The sequence below is a fragment of the Kitasatospora sp. NPDC089797 genome (assembly GCF_040684795.1).
Classification (GTDB): Bacteria; Actinomycetota; Actinomycetes; order Streptomycetales; family Streptomycetaceae; genus Kitasatospora.
Window position 1 is genome coordinate 1 of record NZ_JBFBGS010000028.1, and the last position, 20,360, is coordinate 20,360.

The 20,360-nt window shown below is 74.5% G+C and carries 20 protein-coding genes and 1 riboswitch; of the genes, 9 read left to right on the top strand and 11 right to left on the bottom strand.

What is annotated here, in order from left to right:
* Positions 1–104 precede the first annotated feature (104 nt).
* From AB0O91_RS22950 to AB0O91_RS22960, 3 genes are all read right to left on the bottom strand, one after another.
* Entirely contained in the window at positions 105–494 is a 390-nt protein-coding gene (locus AB0O91_RS22950; RefSeq protein WP_363436058.1) for a DUF3040 domain-containing protein, read from the bottom strand.
* A gap of 439 nt (positions 495–933) precedes the next feature.
* Positions 934–1,686, bottom strand: a complete 753-nt coding sequence (locus AB0O91_RS22955) for a methyltransferase domain-containing protein (protein ID WP_363436059.1) — start codon at positions 1,684–1,686, stop codon at positions 934–936.
* A 45-nt stretch (positions 1,687–1,731) separates the two neighbouring features.
* Complete coding sequence (locus AB0O91_RS22960; protein WP_363436061.1) at positions 1,732–2,310, bottom strand: SAV_6107 family HEPN domain-containing protein; 579 nt, start codon at positions 2,308–2,310, stop codon at positions 1,732–1,734.
* Positions 2,311–2,882: 572 nt separating this feature from the next.
* Here AB0O91_RS22960 and AB0O91_RS22965 point away from each other — a divergent pair.
* Both AB0O91_RS22965 and AB0O91_RS22970 read left to right on the top strand, forming a co-directional pair.
* Positions 2,883–3,500: a DUF4126 domain-containing protein gene (locus AB0O91_RS22965; protein ID WP_363436063.1), complete on the top strand. Its 618-nt coding sequence runs from the start codon at positions 2,883–2,885 to the stop codon at positions 3,498–3,500.
* Positions 3,501–3,509: 9 nt separating this feature from the next.
* Positions 3,510–5,003: an FAD-dependent oxidoreductase gene (locus tag AB0O91_RS22970; RefSeq protein ID WP_363436064.1), complete on the top strand. Its 1,494-nt coding sequence runs from the start codon at positions 3,510–3,512 to the stop codon at positions 5,001–5,003.
* A 32-nt stretch (positions 5,004–5,035) separates the two neighbouring features.
* Here AB0O91_RS22970 and AB0O91_RS22975 read toward each other — a convergent pair whose 3' ends face one another.
* Positions 5,036–5,902: a hypothetical protein gene (locus AB0O91_RS22975; RefSeq protein ID WP_363436066.1), complete on the bottom strand. Its 867-nt coding sequence runs from the start codon at positions 5,900–5,902 to the stop codon at positions 5,036–5,038.
* Between the two features lie 166 nt (positions 5,903–6,068).
* Complete coding sequence (gene metF / locus AB0O91_RS22980) at positions 6,069–6,983, bottom strand: methylenetetrahydrofolate reductase [NAD(P)H] (protein ID WP_363436068.1); 915 nt, start codon at positions 6,981–6,983, stop codon at positions 6,069–6,071.
* A 174-nt stretch (positions 6,984–7,157) separates the two neighbouring features.
* On the opposite strand from metF, the gene AB0O91_RS22985 reads away from it, so the two are divergent.
* Positions 7,158–8,264 carry a polyprenyl synthetase family protein gene (locus AB0O91_RS22985; protein ID WP_363436070.1) on the top strand — a complete coding sequence of 369 codons (1,107 nt, stop codon included), beginning with the start codon at positions 7,158–7,160 and terminating at the stop codon, positions 8,262–8,264.
* 25 nt (positions 8,265–8,289) lie between these two features.
* Here AB0O91_RS22985 and thiE read toward each other — a convergent pair whose 3' ends face one another.
* The 3 genes from thiE to AB0O91_RS23000 are packed head-to-tail and all read right to left on the bottom strand — an operon-like array spanning position 8,290 to position 10,547.
* Positions 8,290–8,943: a thiamine phosphate synthase gene (gene thiE / locus AB0O91_RS22990; RefSeq protein WP_363436072.1), complete on the bottom strand. Its 654-nt coding sequence runs from the start codon at positions 8,941–8,943 to the stop codon at positions 8,290–8,292.
* Complete coding sequence (locus AB0O91_RS22995) at positions 8,943–9,308, bottom strand: Rv2175c family DNA-binding protein (protein WP_363436074.1); 366 nt, start codon at positions 9,306–9,308, stop codon at positions 8,943–8,945. Before AB0O91_RS22995 ends, thiE begins: the two co-directional genes overlap by 1 nt.
* A 33-nt stretch (positions 9,309–9,341) precedes the next feature.
* Complete coding sequence (locus AB0O91_RS23000; RefSeq protein ID WP_363436075.1) at positions 9,342–10,547, bottom strand: FAD-dependent oxidoreductase; 1,206 nt, start codon at positions 10,545–10,547, stop codon at positions 9,342–9,344.
* A gap of 97 nt (positions 10,548–10,644) precedes the next feature.
* A riboswitch (TPP riboswitch) is annotated at positions 10,645–10,757 on the top strand.
* Here AB0O91_RS23000 and thiO point away from each other — a divergent pair.
* The 4 genes from thiO to pknB all read left to right on the top strand — a co-directional run bounded on the left by thiO (position 10,752) and on the right by pknB (position 14,863).
* Positions 10,752–11,936 (top strand): glycine oxidase ThiO, encoded by a 1,185-nt coding sequence (gene thiO / locus AB0O91_RS23005; RefSeq protein ID WP_363436076.1) that lies wholly within the window; start codon positions 10,752–10,754, stop codon positions 11,934–11,936. Its footprint overlaps the riboswitch before it by 6 nt.
* A complete protein-coding gene (thiS, locus tag AB0O91_RS23010) occupies positions 11,933–12,142 on the top strand; it encodes a sulfur carrier protein ThiS (RefSeq protein WP_363436077.1) in 210 nt (69 codons plus the stop codon). Before thiO ends, thiS begins: the two co-directional genes overlap by 4 nt.
* 3 nt (positions 12,143–12,145) lie before the next feature.
* Positions 12,146–12,952 carry a thiazole synthase gene (locus AB0O91_RS23015; RefSeq protein ID WP_363436079.1) on the top strand — a complete coding sequence of 269 codons (807 nt, stop codon included), beginning with the start codon at positions 12,146–12,148 and terminating at the stop codon, positions 12,950–12,952.
* A 132-nt stretch (positions 12,953–13,084) separates the two neighbouring features.
* A complete protein-coding gene (gene pknB / locus AB0O91_RS23020) occupies positions 13,085–14,863 on the top strand; it encodes a Stk1 family PASTA domain-containing Ser/Thr kinase (RefSeq protein WP_363436222.1) in 1,779 nt (592 codons plus the stop codon).
* Positions 14,864–14,876: 13 nt separating this feature from the next.
* Here the strand turns inward: pknB and AB0O91_RS23025 are convergent, their stop codons facing one another.
* The gene (locus AB0O91_RS23025; RefSeq protein WP_363436081.1) at positions 14,877–15,506 is read right to left on the bottom strand and encodes a sulfite oxidase-like oxidoreductase; all 630 of its coding nucleotides are present in this window, start codon (positions 15,504–15,506) and stop codon (positions 14,877–14,879) included.
* Between the two features lie 231 nt (positions 15,507–15,737).
* On the opposite strand from AB0O91_RS23025, the gene bfr reads away from it, so the two are divergent.
* Positions 15,738–16,217: a bacterioferritin gene (gene bfr, locus AB0O91_RS23030; protein ID WP_363436082.1), complete on the top strand. Its 480-nt coding sequence runs from the start codon at positions 15,738–15,740 to the stop codon at positions 16,215–16,217.
* A 28-nt stretch (positions 16,218–16,245) separates the two neighbouring features.
* On the opposite strand, the gene AB0O91_RS23035 is transcribed toward bfr, so the two are convergent.
* Together AB0O91_RS23035 and AB0O91_RS23040 are read right to left on the bottom strand one after the other, a co-directional pair.
* Complete coding sequence (locus tag AB0O91_RS23035) at positions 16,246–16,566, bottom strand: (2Fe-2S)-binding protein (RefSeq protein ID WP_363436084.1); 321 nt, start codon at positions 16,564–16,566, stop codon at positions 16,246–16,248.
* A 168-nt stretch (positions 16,567–16,734) separates the two neighbouring features.
* On the bottom strand, positions 16,735–18,084 hold the full coding sequence (locus AB0O91_RS23040; protein WP_363436086.1) for a class II 3-deoxy-7-phosphoheptulonate synthase: 1,350 nt from the start codon (positions 18,082–18,084) through the stop codon (positions 16,735–16,737).
* 302 nt (positions 18,085–18,386) lie between these two features.
* On the opposite strand from AB0O91_RS23040, the gene AB0O91_RS23045 reads away from it, so the two are divergent.
* The gene (locus AB0O91_RS23045) at positions 18,387–20,321 is read left to right on the top strand and encodes an anthranilate synthase family protein (protein WP_363436088.1); all 1,935 of its coding nucleotides are present in this window, start codon (positions 18,387–18,389) and stop codon (positions 20,319–20,321) included.
* The last annotated feature ends 39 nt before the right edge of the window (positions 20,322–20,360 follow it).

The window sequence follows — 20,360 nt, forward strand, 5'->3', positions numbered from 1 at the left end:
GCGCACTCGGCGACCACCGCCAACTACGCGGTGCTCTCCGCCCTGTTGAACCCCAGTCGATCGACTGCCCGCCCCGGCTCCCGTCACGTCCTCGGTGGGGCTGCTCAGAAACCGCCGGTCTGCTCGTCCCGACGGCGCTGCCAGCGCTGCTCCACCCGGTCCATCATCCCGGCCTTGCGACGCGGGGCGGCGGCCTGCCGGGGACCCGAGCCCTGACCCGCGGGAGCACGGCGCCAGCCGGTCACCGCGAACACCGCGCACCCGAGCATCACCAGGAAGCCCACGACGCTGACCCAGATCTGGTCCGGTACGACCATGCCGCCCATCAGCAGGCCGACCCCCACCACGAAACCGGCGACGGCCAGGTAGACCCGCCGACGGGTGAAAGTGCGCAGCCCGGTTCCCTCGAGCGCCGACGCGAATTTGGGATCTTCGGCATACAGCGCTCGCTCCATCTGGTCGAGCAGTCGCTGCTCGTGCTCCGAGAGCGGCACGGAGTCCTCCTACTCGTCGGTCGCGGGTGCGACCGGTCCGCCACCCCGGTCGGGGAGGCCAGTCCAATCAGCCTTGGGCATGCGGTCGGACGCCCGTGCGGGGGACCCGGCCCGTGTCGTCCATATGCCCCACGCATCCGGCTGTCATGCTTTCCGGCTTTACCCAGATCATACGGTCCGTGGGCCGGTTACGGAGTGGTCTGCGCCGCGTGGGCCGGGCCACTTCGACCGGGCGGGGCCGCACCCGGGTCAACGCCGGGGGCCTCGGACAAGTGCCCGACCTGTTGGAATCGGTCCGGACCTGGGGAGCACCGGGGGCGCACCGGGGCGAGCAGCAGGCGTGCGGCGGCCGTCCGGGAGACGAACCGCCGCCGCACGGTGGGTGAACCGTACGGCGGCGGGCCGGGGCTCCGGGGCCCGGGCGGAGCGGTGATCCGGGTCAGACCAGGGTGGCCAGCAGGTGCAGCTGGGTCGCGACGGCGTGGAAGGCGGGCTGCGCGGCGGCGGCCTCCTCCAGCTTCAGCAGCGCCTCCATCGCGCCCGGCTCGGTGTCCACCAGCACCCCGGGCACCAGGTCGGCGAAGACCCGGACGCCGTGCACCGACTCCACCCGCAGGCCGGCGCCCTCGGCCAGCCGGCCCAGCTCCTCGCCGGTGAACCGGCGCGGCATCGGGTCCTGCTCGCCCCAACGGCCGTCGGCGGCGGACAGCACCGTACGGGCCTCGGTGAAGTGGCCGGCCAGCGCGCGGGCCAGCACGGCGCCGTTGCGGTTGGCGGCCAGCAGGCTCACCAGCCCGCCCTTGCGCAGGGTGGCGGCCAGGCTGCCGAGCGACTCGGCCGGGTCGTCCACGACCTCCAGCACGCCGTGGCAGAGCACCGCGTCCACGCTGCCGGGGGCGATCAGCTCGGGCAGCGTCTGGGTGTCGCCCTGGACGGCGCGGACCAGGTCCGTCACGCCGGCCTCGGCGGCCCGGCGCTCCAGCGCGAACAGGGCGTCCGGACTCGGGTCGACCACGGTGACCCGGTGGCCGAGCTTGGCCACCGGCACCGCGAAGTTGCCGGTGCCGCCGCCGGTGTCGACCACGTCGAGCACCGGCTGGTCCAGCTCGGCCGCCCGGTTCTCCAGGGCTGCCCGCACCACCTCCCAGACCACGGCGGTACGCAGGGCACTGCGGGGACGCGTCGGGTACAAGGTGGGACTCCTCGGCACGTGCAGATCGATCAGGATGCCTCCACCTTAGGGCCTGGTGGCCGCGCCGTTCGCGCCCGGGGAGTCGTCGCCGACGAGCGGCAGCCGGGGCGCGGGCGGGGTCGCGCGCAGGCCGAGCAGCCGTTCGACCAGACGCAGGAAGAGGGCCGAGTTGCGGATCAGGTCGTCGGCGTCGCGGGCCGAGGCGGCGCCCCGGATCCCGGCCTCGGCGGCGGCCCGGCGGCGGGCGCCGGCACCGTAGTAGAGCGCCCATTCGGCCAGTTCGGGGGCCACCTCGGGCAGCACCTCCCAGGCGCTGCGGATGGCCTTGCGCCGTCGCGGGTTCTTCTCCGGCCGCCCGCGGACGGCCAGCACGGCCGCCACCGTGCGCAGCGCGGCGAGGTGGGCGGTGGCGTAGCGCTCCAGCGGGTCCTCCAGCAGCCGGGCGCGGGCCAGCGTGCGGTGGGCGTCGGCGAGCAGGTCGAGGGCGGCGGGCGGCGCGGTGCTCCGGCGCAGCACGGGATGGACGTCCCGCGCGGCGGGGCGTCCGCCGACCGGGCCGGGGTCGTGGGGCAGGGCGGCGGAGTGGAGGCGGGCGGTGACGGGCTCCGGATGGCTGATGGTCATGGTCTCCCCCGTTCCGAGGCAGCGCCCGGGCCGGGTGGCCCGTGCGCCTCCATCGTGAACGGCCCCACTGACAATCCGGCCCCGGGAACGGGCGTACCGGCGGCGGGCGCGGTCCCCCCGGTCCGCGCCGCCGCCGTCTGCCGTCGCCCCGCCCACCCCCCACCGGGCGGCGGAGGCGAACTCCCCCGTTCTCCCCCGTACGGTGACCGGCCTCCCCCCGGCCCGCTCCGCCGCCCCGTGCCGGCGGTGCGGGGCCCGGAACCGGCGCCCGACGGACGGACCCCCGCCCCCGGGCCCTCCGGGCCGGTGGTCGGACGGATCCGCCACCCGGGCGGCCGGCGCCCGACGCGCCGTCCTCCCGGGTGCCACCACTCTCCCGTCCCGGCAGGTCGGCGGGCCATCCGCTGACGTACTCAACCGCGGATCTGAGTACCCGTACTCAGTCGGCCGCGGCCGGGCGGGCACGGAACCGCGGCGGCGGCCCACCGCGTCCCGGGTCCGGGTACGGTACGGCGGGGCCGGGCGGTCCCGGCCGGGGCCGCGGGCCCCGGGACGACGAGGAGGGGAACCCCATGACGGTCCTGCCGCTGATCTTCACCAGCGGCCTGGCCAGCGGCATCAACGCGTACGCGGTGGTGCTGCTGCTCGGTCTGCTGGGCCGGTTCGCCGGGGCGGACTCGGTACCGCACGCGCTGGAGCGCACCGACGTGCTGATCGCGGCGGCCCTGCTGTTCCTGCTGGAGGCGGTGGCCGACAAGATCCCGTACGTGGACACCGTCTGGGACGCCGTGCACACCGTGATCCGGCCGGTCGCCGGCGCCGTGGTCGGCGTGCTGATCGCGAGCAACGACCCGGGCTCGCTCAGCGAGGTCGCGGCCGGCGCGATGGGCGGCACCACGGCCCTGGTCACCCACCTGGTGAAGGCCTCGCTGCGGATGGCCGTCAACACCACGCCGGAACCGTTCAGCAACATCGCGGTCAGCCTGACGGAGGACCTCTCGGTGGCCGGCCTGGTCACCCTGGCGATCTTCCACCCCTGGGCGGCCGCCTCGATCGCCGCCGTCCTGCTGCTGGCCGGCCTGCTGCTGGTCCGGCTGGCGGTCAACCGGATCCGGGCCTTCCGCGCCCGGCGGCGCGAGCGCAGGGCCGCCCGGGCGGCCGCTGAACGGCCGTCCGCAGGTCAGCCCTAGGATCGGGGCATGGCACGGATCGTCATCATCGGCGCAGGAATGAGCGGGCTCGCGGCGGCCTCCCGGCTGGCGACCCTCGGACACCGGGTGACGGTCTGCGAGGCGGGCGGCACGTACGGCGGCATGGTCGGCCGGTACGAGCGGGACGGCTTCGCCTTCGACACCGGGCCCGGCCTGCTCGCCCTCCCGGCGGTCTACCGCGACCTCGCGCTGAAGACCGGCCGGGAGCCGCTGGAGGAGCTGGTCGACCTGGCGCCGGTGGACCCGGAGAGCCGGCACCTGTTCCCGGACGGCACCGCCGTCACCCTGCCCAACGCCTCGCGCGGCGGCGTCAGCCAGGCCCTGGACGCCGCCTTCGGCGCGGGCTCCGGCGCCCGCTGGAGCGCGGTGATGAACCACGGCCGGACGGTCTGGGAGGCGACCCGCCGCCCGCTGCTGGAGGAGCCGCTCCCGGCCGACCCCGCCCTGTTGCACGCCGACCCGTACCCCGTCCCGCCCGGGCGCGGCCTGGCCCGGCTGCGCCGCCCCCGGCCCTGGACCCTCCGGGACGTCGCCGAGCGCGAACTCGGCGCCCACCCCGGGCTGACCGCCCTGCTGTCCGAGGCCGCCGTCCGGTACGGCTTCGCCCCCGGCCGGGCGCCGGCCGGGGCCACCGTGCTGCCGTACATGGAGCAGTCCTTCGGCGTCTGGTACGTCCGGGGCGGCCTGCGGGCCCTGGCGGAGGCCGTGTACCGGCGCTGTGAGCTGCGCAAGGTCGGGTTCCGCTTCGACACCCCGGTCACCCGGGTGGTCGTCGAGGACGGCCGGGCCCGCGGGGTGGAGACGGCGGACGGCCGGATCGACGCCGATCTGGTGCTCTCCGCGATGGACGCCGGGGCCCTGCACCGCCACGGCCTGGTCGAGTGGCCCGGCCTGCCGCCCGAGCGGTCGGAGCCACACGGGGTGCCCGGCCGGTTCAGCGTGCTGCTGGCGCTGCGCGGGCCCCGCCCGGAGGGCACCGCGCACCGCACGGTGGTGCACGCGGCCGACCCGGCCGCCGAGGAGGCGTCGCTGACCGGCTCCGCCCCGCCCTGCGAGCGCCCCACCGTCCAGGTGCTGCGCCCCGACGACCCGGCGCTCCGGCCGGACGACGCCCACGAGGCCGTGGTGCTGTCGGCGACCGTCCCGGCCCAGGGCGAGGTCGACTGGACGGCCCCGGGCGTCGCCGACCGCCACGCCGACCGGCTGCTCGCCCACGTGGACGCGGCCGGTCTGAACCTGCGCGAGCGGGTGCTGTGGCGGGTGGTGCGCACCCCGGAGGACACCCGCCGGGAGACCGGCGCCCCGGCCGGCGCGGTCGCCCGCCCGGTCCTGGCCGGCTCCTCGGGCGCGTGGCTGAAGGCCGCCAACGAATCCCCGGTGCCCGGCCTCTACCTGATCGGCGGCGCCGCCCACCCCGGTGGCGGACTCGCCCGGGTCGGCATGTCGGCCTGCATCACGGCCGGGCTGGTCGGCCCGGCGTAGGCCGCGGGGTTGTCGGGGCCGCAGCGCCGCGGTCAGCCCTGGTGCCAGGTGTTCTGCTGCTGGTAGCCGTAGTTCTGGTCGTACGCCGGCTGCTGCGGGATGCCCTGGCCGTGCTGGTCGGGCTGGGGCTGCCACTGCTGGTGGTCCTGCTGCGGGTGCTGCTGCTGTGCGTTCGGGTCCCAGCCCTGCTGCTGGTAGCCCGCGTACGGGTCCTGGGGCTGCTGCTGGTAGCCCGCGTACGGGTCCTGGGCCTGCTGCGGGTAGCCGCCGTAGGACTGCTGGTCGTAGGCGTAGGCGGGCTGCTGCTGGGGCTGCCACTGCTGCTGCTCGTAGCCGGGCTGGTAGGCCGGGGCGTACGGGTCCTGCGCCTGCTGGGCCTGCGGCTGCTCGTAGTACGAGGGGGCGTAGACGCCGTCCTGGGCGAGCTCCTGCATCTCGAAGGCGGCGGTCTGCTCGACCTCCGGGACCTCCTCGGCGACCGGCTCCGGGACGGGGGCCGTGGCGGCCGGGGTCTCCTCGACCGCGCTGACCTCGCCGACCCGCTCCTCCTCCGCCGCCGCCACGGCCGCGACCGCCGCGCCGCCGGTGAGGGCGCCGAGCAGGGGGACCTTGGCGAGCGGGCCGGGCAGGCTGCCGTCGGCCTTCCGCAGGGACCAGCCGCCCTGGTAGCCGCGCTTGACCGAGAGGGTGACGAAGGCCTGGCCGACCGCGAACAGGCCCGCGCCGGCGCCGATCACCAGGACCGAGCCGAGGCCCATCCCGGCCGCCACGGCCAGGAAGCCGGCCAGGGCCAGCGCCCGCCAGTGCACCGGGGCCCGGTTCTGCAGCAGCACCTCGGCGACCAGCCAGAGCGCCACCACCGCCAACGCGACGTACAGCAGCAGGTATCCGATGCCCATCCGCGCGCTACCTCCAGTCGCGTGCCCGCGCGCGCCGCGCGTGTGCGGCGACTGTACCGGTTCAACGGCCGGGGCACCGCATCGCGTTCCCGCCCCCGGGCGGCACCGGACGCACCCGCACGGGCCCGCCACCGCGTGGCGGTGACGGGCCCGTGAACAGCGGTGATCAGCGCTGGTGGAGCCCCAGGTTCTGGTAGATCTCCAGCGTCGCCGTCGAGTGGTTGAGCGTGATGAAGTGCAGGCCGGGCGCGCCCTCCGCGAGCAGCCGCTCGGCCATCGCGGTGGCGTGCTCGATGCCGATCGCGCGCAGCGCCGCCGGGTCGTCGACGGCCGCCCGCAGCCGGGCCTCCAGCTCCGCCGGGAAGGCCGAGCCGCTGAGCTGCGGGAAGCGCTCCAGCTGCTTGGCGTTGGTCACCGGCATGATCTCCGGGATGATCGGCGTCTCGCAGCCCGCGGCGGTGACCCGGTCGCGGAACCGCAGGTAGTCGTCCACCTCGAAGAACATCTGGGTGATCGCGTAGTCCGCGCCGGAGCGGACCTTCGCGATGAAGTGCCGGATGTCCTCGTCCCAGTCGGTCGAGCGCGGGTGCATGTTCGGCGAGGCCGCGACGCCGACGCAGAAGTCGCCGATGCCCCTGATCAGCTCCACCAGCTCGTACGCGTAGGTGACGCCGTCCGGGTGACGGACCCACTCGCCCATCGGGTCCCCGGGCGGATCGCCCCGGACCGCGAGGACGTTGCGCACGCCCTGGTCGGCGTACTGGCCGATGATGTTGCGCAGTTCGGCGACCGAGTGGTCCACGGCGGTCAGGTGGGCGACCGGGGTGAGCGTGGTCTCGGTGGCGATCCGGCCGACGATGTTGACGGTCCGCTCCCGGGAGGAGCCGCCGGCGCCGTAGGTCATGCAGACGAAGTTCGGGTCCAGCGGTTCGAGCCGACGGATGGCGTCCCAGAGCCGGTGCTCGCCGATCTCGGTGCGCGGCGGCATGAACTCGAAGGAGAAGGAGCGCCTTCCGGCCGCCAGGAGTTCGCGGACCGTCTGTGCGCGGTCCGGTCTCGTGGAAGCGATGCCGAGTGCCATGCTGGCAGGTTATCGGGCCTCCGAAGGGGGCGGACAACTCGATTCCACGATTCGGGACAAGTGGTGGACCGTTCTCCGCTTGCCCTCCCCCGCTCCCCCGGCCCCGCTCGCACAGCCGTTCCCCACCGCCCCGCTACGCTTGCTGCACCCCAGCGAACCCAGCGGAGCATCATCGTGACCTCGTCCAGCAACCGGTCGGCCAACCCCATCGACGTGGAGGACGTCCGCACGCGCGTCAACGCCGCCCTCACCGCGTTCATGGACGGGCAGTCCGCGCTGCTCGGCACGATCTCGCCGCAGCTGGTGCCCGCCGCCGACGCGCTGCGCGACTTCCTGCTGGACGGCGGCAAGCGGCTGCGCCCGGCCTTCTGCTACTGGGGCTGGCGCGCCGCGGGCGGTCCCGCCGACGGCGAGGGGATCGCCAACGCCGCGGCCGCGCTGGAGCTGCTGCAGGCCAGCGCCCTGGTGCACGACGACCTGATGGACCGCAGCGACACCCGCCGCGGCCTGCCCTCGGTCCACCGCCGCTTCGAGGCGCTGCACCGGGACAGCGGCTGGCGCGGCGACCGCGAGCAGTTCGGCTCCTCGGCCGCGGTGCTGCTCGGCGACCTGCTGCTGATCTGGTGCGACGAACTGTTCCTGCGCTCCGGCCTGGACCCGGCGGCGGTGCTGGCCGCGAAGCCGGTGTTCGACCTGATGCGCACCGAGGTCATGGTCGGCCAGTACCTGGACGTGCTGGAGCCGGTGGCCGGCGACTCGGCCGACCGGGGCGCCCTGGCCCGGGCGCAGACCGTCCTGCACTACAAGTCGGCGAAGTACACGATCGAGCGACCGCTGCAGGTCGGCGCCCTGCTGGCGGGGGCCGGACCGGAGCTGGTCGGGGCGCTCGGCGCGTTCGGGCTGCCGCTGGGCGAGGCCTTCCAGCTGCGGGACGACCTGCTCGGCGTCTTCGGGGACCCGGCCGTCACCGGCAAGCCCGCCGGGGACGACCTGCGCGAGGGCAAGCGCACCCTGCTGGTCGCGCACGCGATGCGCGCGCTGCCGCCGGCCGACGCCCGGCACCTGGACGCCCGGCTGGGCGCGCCCGACCTGGCCGCCGAGGAGGTCGCCGGGCTGCGCGGGCTGGTCGCCGGCTCCGGCGCGCCGGAGCTGGTGGAGCGCCGGATCGAGGAGCTGATGGAGCAGTCGCTGGCCGCGCTGGCGGCGGCCCCGCTGGCCGACGAGGAGGCGCGTGGGGTGCTGCTGGCGCTGGCCGAGGCCGCCACCGTCCGCAAGTACTGAGGGACGACGGCGGCCCCGGAGGCCGTCAGAGCGCCGTGCGCACCCGGCGGGCGAGCTCGGCGGCGGCCGCCCGCGGGTCCTCGGCCGCGGTGATCGCCCGGACCACCACGACCCGGCGGGCGCCGGCGGCCAGCACCTCGTCCAGGTTGCCGAGGTCGATCCCGCCGATCGCGAACCACGGCCGGTCGGTGGCCTGCGCCGCCGCGTACGAGACCAGGCCGAGGCCCGGCGCGTGCCGGCCCGGCTTGGTCGGGGTCGGCCAGACCGGGCCGGTGCAGAAGTAGTCGACGCCCGGCTCGGCGACGGCCGCGTCCACCTCGGACTCGGCGTGGCAGGAGCGGCCGATCAGCACGTCCTCGCCGAGGATCGCCCGGGCGGCCGGCACCGGCAGGTCGTCCTGGCCGAGGTGCAGCACGTCCGGCCGGGCCGCGTGGGCGACGTCGGCGCGGTCGTTGACCGCCAGCAGCTTGCCGTGGCGGCGGCAGGCGTCGGCGAAGACCTCCAGCGCCGCCAGCTCCTGCCGGGCCTCCAGGCCCTTGTCCCGGAGCTGGACGATGTCCACCCCGCCGGACAGCGCCGCGTCCAGGAACTCGGCCAGGTCGCCCTGCTCGCGCCGGGCGTCGGTGCACAGGTACAGCCGGGCGTCGGCCAGCCGGGCGCGCAGGGTGTCGGCCGCCATCAGATCAGCATCGCCTGGGCGCGGCGCTTGACCTCGGTGCCGCGGTTCTCCCGCAGCGCCTGGATCGGGCTGCCGGGCAGCGACGGGTCCTCGGTGAAGAGCCACTCCAGGATCTCCACGTCGTTGTACCCGCAGTCGCGCAGCAGGTTCAGGGTCCCGGACAGGTGCTTGACCAGCCCCTGGCCGTCGATGAACGCCGCAGGGACCTGCAGCGACTTGTTGGGGCCGCGGCGCAGCGCGATCAGCTCACGCTTCCTGACCATGTCGCGGACCTCGGTGACCAGCACACCCCACTGCTCCGAGATGTCGGGGAGGTACATCCACTCGGGGACCAGGGCTTCAACATTGCTTTCGATCTCGCTCACGCCACCAGACTGCCACCTCGCCACTGCCCGGCGCTAAACGGTGGCCCCCTTGAGCGGCACCGCGGGGTCCGCGGCGAGCGTCCGGTCGAGCACCGCGCCGCGCTCGATCAGCTTCCGGCCCTGGGTGAGGTCGCGCGGCCGGTCCACCGCCAGCAGCGCGCTCGGCACCCCGCCGCGCAGCCAGAGCACCGACCAGGCGGCGTCCGACGGGCTGCCGCGCCACAGCAGTTCGTCGCCCTCGGCGTGCCGGCCGGCGTACTGGACCATCCGCCCGAACTGCTCGGACCAGAAGTACGGCACCGGGTCGTACGGCACGTCCGCGCCGAGCACCGAGGCCGCCGCGGCGCCGCCGGACTGCAGCGCGTGGTCCCAGTGCTGGACGGCCAGCCGGGCGCCGGAGCGGGCCGACGGGTAGCTGACGCAGTCCCCGGCGGCGAACACCCCGGGCAGGCCGGTGCGCAGCCGGCCGTCCACCACGACCGCGCCGGCGGCGTCCAGCTCGACGCCCGAGCCGGCCAGCCAGCCGGTCGCGGGCCGGGCACCGACGCCGACCACCACCTCGTCGGCCGGCAGTCGGGTACCGTCCGCCAGCAGCACCGCCCCGGGCTCGACGGCGGCCACGCCGACCCCGCAGCGCAGTTCGACCCCGGCCTCGGCGTACCAGGCAGCCATCGCCGCGCCGACCTCGGTCGGCAGCGCCCCGGGCACCGGTGCCGGACCGGCCTCGACCACGGTCACCGCGCAGCCCGCCTGCCGCGCGGCGGTGGACACCTCGGCCCCGATCCAGCCGGCGCCGACCAGCACCAGCCGCAGGCCGGGGCGCAGCAGGGCGCGCAGCGCCAGGGCGTCGTCCAGGGTGTGCAGCAGGTGGGCCCGCTCGGCGCCGGGCAGGGCGCGCGGGGTGGCGCCGGTGGCGATCACCAGCGCGTCGTAGCGCAGGTCGCCGCCGTCGGTGTGCAGCACGCCCGGGGCGAGCCCGGTGGCCCGGCGGCCGGTGAGCAGTTCGACGCCGAGGCCGTCGTAGTCGATGTCCAGGGTGGTGGCGTCGGCCTTGCCGAGCAGGACGTCCTTGGAGAGCGGCGGCCGGTCGTACGGCGCGTGCGCCTCCTCGCCGACCAGCAGGATCCGCCCGGGCCAGCCGCCCTCCCGCAGCTTCAGGGCGCACTGCGCCCCGGCCAGCCCGGCCCCGACGACGACCACCTGCTGCGTTGCGCTGCTCAGCTCTGCCACGCCCGTCACTGTACCCACGGGCCCGGCGGGCCCCGGGGGCGGCCGCCCGGCCCCGTCCCACGCCTCGTACGGCCCTTCGGCCGGGCCCACCCCCGGCGTTAAGGTGGGAGCACCACACGGGAGCCCGGCGTACCGGGCTGAGAGGCGGGCTGGCACGGCCCGCGACCGTCCGAACCTGATCCGGGTCATACCGGCGAAGGGAGAAGAGCAGCTTTGTCACGCTTGTCAGCAGGCAGCCACGCGGACGTGCTGGTGATCGGCGGGGGCGTCATCGGCCTCGCCGTGGCCTGGCGCGCCGCCCAGCGCGGGCTGCGGAACGTGATCGTGGTCGACCCCCGGCACGGCGGGGGCGCGGCCGGCGTCGCCGCCGGGATGCTCGCCCCGGTCACCGAGCTGCAGTACGGCGAGGAGCCTCTGCTGCACCTCGGGGTGGCCTCCAACCGGCGCTACGAGGGCTTCGCCGCCGAGCTCACCGAGGCGAGCGGCGGCCTGGACACCGGCTACCGCCGCTGCGGCACCATCGCCGTCGCGCTGGACTCCGACGACCGCGAGGAACTGCGCGAACTGCACGCCTTCCACCAACGGCTGGGCCTGGACTCGACCTGGCTGACCGGCCGGGAGGCCCGGCGGCTGGAGCCGATGCTCGCCCCGGGGGTGCGCGGCGGCCTGCACGTCGCGGACGACCACCAGGTGGACCCGCGCCGGCTGCTCACCGCCCTGGTCGCGGCCTGCGAACGGGCCGGCGTGCTGCTGCACCGGGCCGAGGCCGTCGAGCTGCTGGTCGAGGACGGCCGCGCGACCGGAGCCCGGCTGAGCACCCTGGAGACGGTGACCGCCGAGCAGGTGGTGCTCGCCGCCGGTCCGCACAGCCACCGGCTGCCCGGCCTGCCCGAGGGGGTGCTGCCCGCGGTGCGCCCGGTGAAGGGGCAGGTGCTGCGCCTCCAGGTCCCCGAGGTCTACCGGCCGTTCCTCTCCCGCAACGTCCGCGCCGTGGTGCGCGGTCAGCACCTCTACCTGGTGCCGCGCGAGAACGGCGAGCTGGTGATCGGCGCGACCACCGAGGAACAGGGCTACGACACCACCGTCACGGCCGGCGGGGTGTACGAACTCCTGCGCGACGCCCACGAGTTGGTGCCGGGCATCACCGAACTCCCGCTGCGCGAGACCGCGGCCGGGCTGCGCCCCGGCTCGCCGGACAACGCCCCGCTGCTGGGGCCGACCGCACTGCCCGGGCTGGTCGCCGCCACCGGCCACTACCGCAACGGCGTGCTACTCACCCCGGTGACCGCCGACCTGCTCGCCGACTACCTGGCGACCGGTGAAGTACCGGACCTGGCAAGGCCGTTCACGCCCACCCGGTTCTCCCCCGCATCCCCCCTGACGAAGGCCTGCGCATGACCGAGATCGAGCTGACCGTCAACGGCGAACCCCGCCGGGTGCCCGCCGCCACCACCCTCGCGGCCCTGGTGACCACCGTCAGCGCCGCCCGCACCGGTGTCGCCGCGGCCCTCAACGAGGCCGTGGTGCCGCGCAGTTCGTGGCCCGCGACGGCGCTGGCGACCGGCGACCGGATCGAGATCCTCACCGCCGTCCAGGGAGGCTGAGCCATGGCCGACGACCAACTGACCATCGCCGGGACGACCTTCTCCTCCCGGCTGATCATGGGCACCGGCGGTGCGCCGAGCCTGGAGGTGCTGGAGCGCGCCCTGCTCGCCTCCGGCACCGAGCTGACCACCGTGGCCATGCGCCGGGTGGACGCCACCACCCAGGGCTCCGTCCTGGACGTGCTGACCCGCAACGGCATCCGGGTGCTGCCCAACACGGCCGGCTGCTTCACCGCCGGCGAGGCCGTGCTGACCGCCCGGCTGGCCCGCGAGGCGCTCGGCACCGACTGGGTGAAGCTGGAGGTGATCGCCGACGAGCGGACCCTGCTGCCGGACCCGATCGAGCTGCTGGACGCCGCCGAGACGCTGGTCGACGACGGCTTCACGGTGCTCCCGTACACCAATGACGACCCGGTGCTGGCCCGCAAGCTGGAGGACGTCGGCTGCGCGGCGATCATGCCGCTGGGCTCGCCGATCGGCTCCGGCCTGGGCATCCGCAACCCGCACAACTTCCAGCTGATCGTCGAGGACGCGGGCGTCCCGGTGATCCTGGACGCGGGCGCCGGCACCGCCTCCGACGTCGCACTGGCGATGGAGCTGGGCTGTGCGGCGGTGATGCTCGCCTCCGCGGTGACCCGGGCCCAGGAGCCGGTGCTGATGGCCGAGGCGATGCGGCACGCCGCCGAGGCGGGCCGGCTCGCCCACCGGGCCGGCCGGATCCCGCGCCGCTTCCACGCCGAGGCCTCCTCCGCGATGGCGGGCCGGGCCGACCTGGACTCCCGGGAGCGGCCGGCCTTCCGGGCCGGGTAGCCGGCGCGGCCCGTGCGGGCGGGGCAGCCCACGCGGGCCGCGCGGCCCGTGTAGACCGTGTCACAAGCCGGTCCCGGAGCGGTGTCCGCCGGGACCGGCGCCCGGGCACCCCACTAGACTCGCCGGGTGGACATGGCCTTGCACGACCCGCTGATCGGTACCCTGCTCGACAACCGGTACCGGGTCCAGCAGCGGATCGCGACCGGCGGGATGTCCACCGTCTACCGGGGCACCGACACCCGGCTGGACCGGGTGGTCGCCCTCAAGGTGATGCACCCCCAGCTGGCCGGGGACGAGGGCTTCACCGCCCGGTTCATCCGCGAGGCCAAGGCCGTCGCCAGGCTCACCCACCCCAACGTGGTCAACGTCTTCGACCAGGGCGCGGACGGCGGACACGTCTTCCTCGCGATGGAGTACGTGCCCGGCCGCACCCTGCGCGACCTGCTCCGCGACCGCGGCGCGCTGTCCGTCCGGGCCGCCCTGGACGTGCTGGAGCCGGTGCTCGCCGCCCTCGGCGCCGCCCACCGGGCCGGGCTGGTCCACCGGGACGTCAAGCCGGAGAACGTGCTGATCACCGGGACCGGCCTGGTCAAGGTCGCCGACTTCGGCCTGGTCCGGGTGCTCGGCAGCGCCGACGGCGCCCCCACCTCGACGAGCACCGCCACCGGCGGCACCGTCCTGGGCACGGTCTCCTACCTCGCCCCCGAGCAGATCCTCCCGGACGCCCCCACCGACCAGCGGGTCGACGTCTACGCGGCCGGCATCCTGCTGTACGAGATGCTCACCGGCCGCCGCCCGCACACCGGTGACAACCCCGTCCAGGTGATGTACAAGCACCTGCACGAGGACGTCCCCGCCCCCTCGCTGACCGCCCCCTCCGTCGCCCCGGCGCTGGACGCCATAGTGGCCGGAGCCTGCGCCCGGGCCGCCGACGCCCGCCCGTACGACGCGGTGGAGCTGCTCGCCGCGCTCCAGCGGGTCCGCCGCACGCTCACCCCGGCCGAGCTGGACGCCGAGCCGCCGGCCTCCACCCGGCCCAGCCCGCGCTACCCGACCAGCGAGCCGACCTCGGTGATCCAGCCGCTGCCGCGGCCCGCCGACGCCCCGCCGCCGGAGCGCACCAGCGTGCTGGACGTCCCGGCCGAGCTGATGGACCAGCTGCTGGTCGAGCCCCGCCCGTACGACGAGCCGACCCCGGTCCGGGTGCGCCGGCCGAGCCGGCTGCGCCGCCTCCCGCGCAAGCCGCTGATCTGGACGGCCGTGCTGACCGCCCTGGTCCTGGTGGTGGGCGGGGTCACCTACGGGATCTCCGAGGGGCTGTACGGCTCGGTGCCGGGCGTGCTCGGCAAGGACCGGGCCGAGGCGCAGCGGGTCCTGGACGGGGAGGGCATGCACGGCCGGTTCGTCGAGGTGTTCAGCGAGTCCGTCCCGGCCGGGCAGGTGATCTCCACCGACCCCGGGGTGGGGGCGCGCACCCGCAAGAGCGAGGCCGTGACGGTCACCCTCTCCAAGGGTCCCAAGCGGATCGCGGTGCCGGACGTCACCGGCAAGAGCGCGGACGACGCGGCCGCCGCGCTGGCCGGCGCCCAGCTGACCCGGGGCGGGGTGACCCAGACCTACAACGACACCGTGCCGGAGGGCTCGGTGATCAGCAGCGCGCCGGCCGCCGGGCAGCTGCTCCAGGAGAACGCCGCGGTCTCGCTGGTGGTCAGCAAGGGCATGGTGCCCGTCCCGGACGTCACCGGGATGGGCCGGGACGACGCCCAGCGGGCGCTGCAGGCGGCGGGCTTCACCATGAAGGCCTCCACCGACTGGACGCTCGGCATGGGCAAGGTCAGCGGCCAGTCCCCGGCGGCCGGCGAGCGGCGCCCGCAGAAGTCCGTGGTGACGGTCAACTTCTCGCTGTTCTGAGCGGGTTCGGGGTTCAGCGGAGCGGCCCGTCGGCCGGCCCCTCCTGGTAGGAGTAGCGCTGCTCGCGCCACGGGTCGGCCAGGTTGTGGTAGCCGCGCTCCTCCCAGAAGCCGCGCCGGTCGGCCCGCATGTACTCCACCGCGCGCACCCACTTGGGGCCCTTCCAGGCGTACAGCCGGGGCACCACCAGCCGGACCGGGAAGCCGTGCTCGGCGGTCAGCGCCTCGCCGTTGCGGTGGGTGGCGAGCAGGGTGTGCGGGTCGGCGAAGTCGGCCAGCCGCAGGTTGGCGCTGTAGCCGTACTCGGCCCAGACCATCACGTGGGTGACGCCGGGCGCCGGGGGCACCAGGTCGAGCAGGGCGGCCGCGGGCACGCCCGTCCACTCGTTGCCGAGCACGGAGAACTTGGTCACGCAGTGCAGGTCGGCGACCACGGTGGTGCGCGGCAGGGCCTCGAAGGCCGCGAAGTCCCAGCTGGCCTTCTCCGCCGACGCGGTGGCGCCGAACACCTGGAGGTCCCAGGTCAGCGGCTTGAAGCGGGGCACCGGCCCGTAGTGCAGGGCGGGCCAGCCGCGCTGGACGCGCTGGCCCGGAGGGAGCCTCGGGTCAGACGGCGGAAGCTGTTCTCGTTCGGACTGACCCATGGCTCCATGGTGACAGACGGCGGACGAGCATCGTCGTGCGCCCCTTCACGCGCTGTTCACGCCCTGCACGTACGGACCGGCGATCGATCGCCCCCGTCCACACTTCCCCCCAAATCGGATATTCCGACACATGTCCTAGTGAGTGTGAACTTACTGGAATTTCCTCCCGATACGGTGCCAGGATGCCCAGCGCAGGACTCACCGCAGGACGTAACGCAGGGAGGCAGCACCATGCAGGGCGACCCGGAGGTCATCGAGTTCCTCAATGAGCAACTCACGGCCGAGCTCACCGCGATCAACCAGTACTTCCTGCACGCCAAGATGCAGGAGAACTTCGGCTGGACGAAGCTCGCGAAGTACACCCGGCACGAGTCGTTCGACGAGATGAAGCACGCCGAGACGCTCACCGACCGGATCCTGTTCCTGGAGGGGCTGCCCAACTACCAGCGGCTGTTCCACGTCCGGATCGGCCAGACGGTCAAGGAGATGTTCGAGGCGGACCGGCAGGTCGAGGTCGAGGCGATCGACCGGCTCAAGCGCGGGATCGTGGTGATGCGGGCCAAGAACGACGTCACCTCGGCGAACATCTTCGAGGACATCCTCGCCGACGAGGAGCACCACATCGACTACCTCGACACCCAGCTGGAACTCCTGGAGAAGCTCGGTGAGGCGCTCTACCTCGCCCAGCTGATCGAGCAGCCGGAGTCCTAGGGCCCGCCCCTCGGATCCTTGCCGGACCCTAGGCGACCCGCAGCGGGAGCACCGGTGCGATCGGGGCCGCCGGCATCATCGGGGCCGCCGGGACGTCCACCCCGGGGGCGGCCGGCTCGGGGACGGCCCGGTCCTCCGGGTCGGCGAGGCCGAGCTTCGCCGCCAGCCGGGCGGTCGGACAGGGCCGGGCGCCGTGCTCGCCGAGCAGCGCCTGGATCCGGCGGACGCAGGAGCCGCAGTCCGTCCCGGCCTTGCAGCCCTTCGCTATCTGGCGCGGGGTGGAGGCGCCCGCGTCGATCGCCGTCTTCACCTGGGCCTCGGTGACCGCATGGCACATGCACACGTACATCGCGGTCTCTCCCTGGGTGAAGCGCGGTGAAGCGCGGAGTGGATCTTGACTAAGGCTTGCCTTAGTTCACTGAGCCTCACCTTACCTGGCGAAACGGGCACGAAGAAGCCCCTCCGGACTCGGTGACCCCGAATCCGGAGGGGCTTTCGTCACATCAGGGCCGTCGGATCACTGGCCGCGGTACATCTCCGCCACCAGGAACGCCAGGTCCAGCGACTGGCTGCGGTTGAGCCGCGGGTCGCAGGCCGTCTCGTAGCGCTGGTGCAGGTCGTCCACCAGCACCTCGTCGCCGCCGCCCACGCACTCGGTGACGTCGTCGCCGGTCAGCTCCACGTGGATGCCGCCCGGGTGGGTGCCGAGGGCGCGGTGCACCTCGAAGAAGCCCTTGACCTCGTCCAGCACGTCGTCGAAGCGCCGGGTCTTGTGCCCGCTGGAGGCCTCGAAGGTGTTGCCGTGCATCGGGTCGCAGATCCACACCGGCTTGGCGCCGGAGGCGGTGACCTTCTCCACCAGGGTGGGCAGGTGGTCGCGGACCTTGCCCGCACCCATCCGGGTGATGAAGGTCAGGCGGCCGGGCTCGCGCTCCGGGTCCAGCTTCTCGATCAGGGTGAGCGCCTCGTCCACCGAGGTGGTCGGGCCGAGCTTGACCCCGATCGGGTTGCGGATCTTCGACGCGAACTCGATGTGCGCGTGGTCCAGCTGGCGGGTGCGCTCACCGATCCACACCATGTGGCCGGAGACGTCGTACAGCTCACCGGTGCGCGAGTCCACGCGGGTCAGCGCGGTCTCGTAGTCCAGGATCAGCGCCTCGTGCGAGGAGAAGAACTCGACGGTCTTGAACTCCTCCGGCGCCACGCCGCAGGCGTTCATGAACGCCAGGGCGTTGTCGATCTCCCGGGCGAGCTGCTCGTACCGCTGGCCGGCCGGCGAGTTGCGCACGAAGTCCTGGTTCCAGGCGTGCACCTGGCGCAGGTCGGCGTAACCACCGGTGGTGAAGGCGCGCACCAGGTTCAGCGTCGCAGCGGACGCGTTGTACATCCGCTTCAGGCGCTCCGGGTCCGGGATCCGGGACTCGGGGGTGAACTCGAAGCCGTTCACCGAGTCGCCGCGGTAGACCGGCAGGGTCACGCCGTCGCGGGTCTCGGTCGACTTCGAACGCGGCTTGGAGTACTGGCCGGCGATCCGGCCGACCTTCACGACCGGCACCGAGGCGGCGTACGTGAGCACTGCGGCCATCTGCAGCAGGGTCTTCAGCTTGTTGCGGATGTGCTCCGCGGACACGCCGTCGAAGGCCTCCGCGCAGTCGCCGCCCTGGAGGAGGAAGGCCTCGCCCCGTGCCACGGCACCGAGCCGGGCGCGCAGCTGGTCGCACTCACCGGCGAAGACGAGCGGCGGATAGGAGGCGAGCTCGGCAAGGGTCTTGCGCAGAGCCTCTTGGTCCGGCCACTCAGGCTGCTGCGCCGCGGGCAGGGACTGCCAGGAGTGGCCAGTCCTCGTGTTCTCAGTCGTTGCGGTCACACGGCAAGGCTACGGGGTGCCGCGAGTGATTCGTGACCATTGCCCGAGGGATGAGACACGTCTCGGACAATGCGCGTGAGCCGGCTCACCCGGACGGCCCCATCCGCTAGGCTCGACCCCATGCACGCGCCCCACACCCACTCCTGGTGGTGGGCCTCCCCCCTGGGTGGCCCACAGATCGCGCGTTCCTAGACGAACACGACGGCCGCCCCTCGGGGCGGCCGTCGTGCGTCCGAGCAGACGGCCCTCCGGGAGCGGAACCAGCACCGCCTCGCCATCCACCCCGGAAGGAAGCCGTACTCGTGACCACCCCCGCCGAGCTGCTCGCCCGCCTCACCGCCCCCGGCGCACCCGCCTTCGCCCTGCTGCACCGCCGCACCCCCCGGCACGCCCCGGACACCGTCGAGGTGCTGCTGGGCACTGTCGACAGCTACCGGAACCTCGCCGACCTGCCGGTCCGGGCGGGCATCCCGGCCGCCGGGCCGGTCCACGACCTGCTCGCGCTGGTCCCGTACCGGCAGATCCGCGAGCGCGGCTTCGAGGCGCACGACGACGGCACCCCGCTGCAGGCCCTCGCGGTGACCGAGCAGCACGCCCTGCCGCTGGCCGAATTCACCACCGCCCTGCCGCACCTGCCGGTCTCGCTCTCCGGCGGCGCGTTCGACGTGGACGACGAGGCGTACGCGGCGATCGTCCGCCGGGTGATCCGGGACGAGATCGGCAACGGCGAGGGCGCCAACTTCGTGATCCGGCGGGACTTCCACGCCACCCTGGACGACTACTCCCCGGCCCTCGCCCTCACGCTGTTCCGCCGGCTGCTGGAGCAGGAGCGCGGTGCCTACTGGACCTACCTGGTGCACACCGGGGACCGCGTCCTGGTCGGCGCCTCCCCCGAGGTGCACGTCCGGCAGAGCGGCGGCACCGTCGTGATGAACCCGATCTCCGGCACCTACCGCTATCCGGCCGGCGGCTCCGACCTCGACTCGCTGCTCACGTTCCTGCACGACCCCAAGGAGCTGGAGGAGCTCACCATGGTGGTCGACGAGGAGCTGAAGATGATGTGCACCGTCGGCGACCTCGGCGGCCAGGTGCTCGGCCCCCGGCTCAAGGAGATGTCCCACCTCGCCCACACCGAGTACGAGCTGCGCGGACGCACCTCGATGGACGTCCGCGAGGTGCTGCGCGAGACGATGTTCGCCGCCACCGTCACCGGCAGCCCGGTGCAGAACGCCACCCGGGTGATCCGCCGCTACGAGCCCACCGGGCGCGGCTACTACTCCGGCGCGCTCGCCCTGATCGGGCGCTCGGCGAGCGGCGGGCAGCTGCTGGACTCGCCGATCTGCATCCGCACCGCCGACATCGACCCGGCCACCGGGCGGCTGGTCGTCCGGGTGGGCGCCACCCTGGTGCGCCACTCCGTCCCGGAGTCCGAGGTCGCCGAGACCCACGCCAAGGCCGCCGGGGTGCTCACCGCGATCGGCGCCCGGCCCGCCCCCGCCCGGCTGTCCCGCTCCGGCGGGCCCCGGCTCGCCGACCACCACCGGGTGCAGGCCGCCCTGGACGCCCGCCGGGCCGACCTCGCGCCGTTCTGGCTGCGGATGCAGGCGCCGTCCCGGGTCACCGAGGCGCTGCCGACCCTGGTCGTGGACGGCGAGGACACCTTCACCTCGATGCTGTCCCACCTGCTGACCTCGCTCGGCCACCGGGTCACCGTGGTCCGGTTCGACGAGCCGGGCCTGCGCGAGCTGGTCGCGGCGCACCGCGGCCCGCTGGTGCTCGGCCCCGGCCCGGGCGACCCGGCGGTCGCCGACGACCCCAAGATGGCGGTGCTGCGCCCGGTCGTGGCCGACGCCCTGGCCGCCGTCCGCTCCGGCGCCCGGACGGCCCCACTGCTCGCGGTCTGCCTCAGCCACCAGCTGCTCGCCGCCGAACTCGGGCTCGCGCTGGGCCGCAAGGCCGTCCCGTACCAGGGCGCGCAGGAGACCGTCGACCTGTTCGGCACCAAGCGGACGGTCGGGTTCTACAACACCTTCACCGCGCGCTGCACGGACGCGGACGCGGCCCGGCTCGCCGCCGAGGGCGTCGAGGTCGCCCGGGACGCCGCCACCGGGGACGTCCACGCACTGCGCGGGCCCGGCTTCGCGGGCCTCCAGTTCCACCCCGAGTCGGTGCTCACCCGGGAGGGCGTGGACATCGTCGCGGCCCTGCTCCGGGAGGCGACGGCCGTACGCGGCTGAGGAGTCGCCCGGAGCGCCGGGCAACTCCCCCGAGCGGCC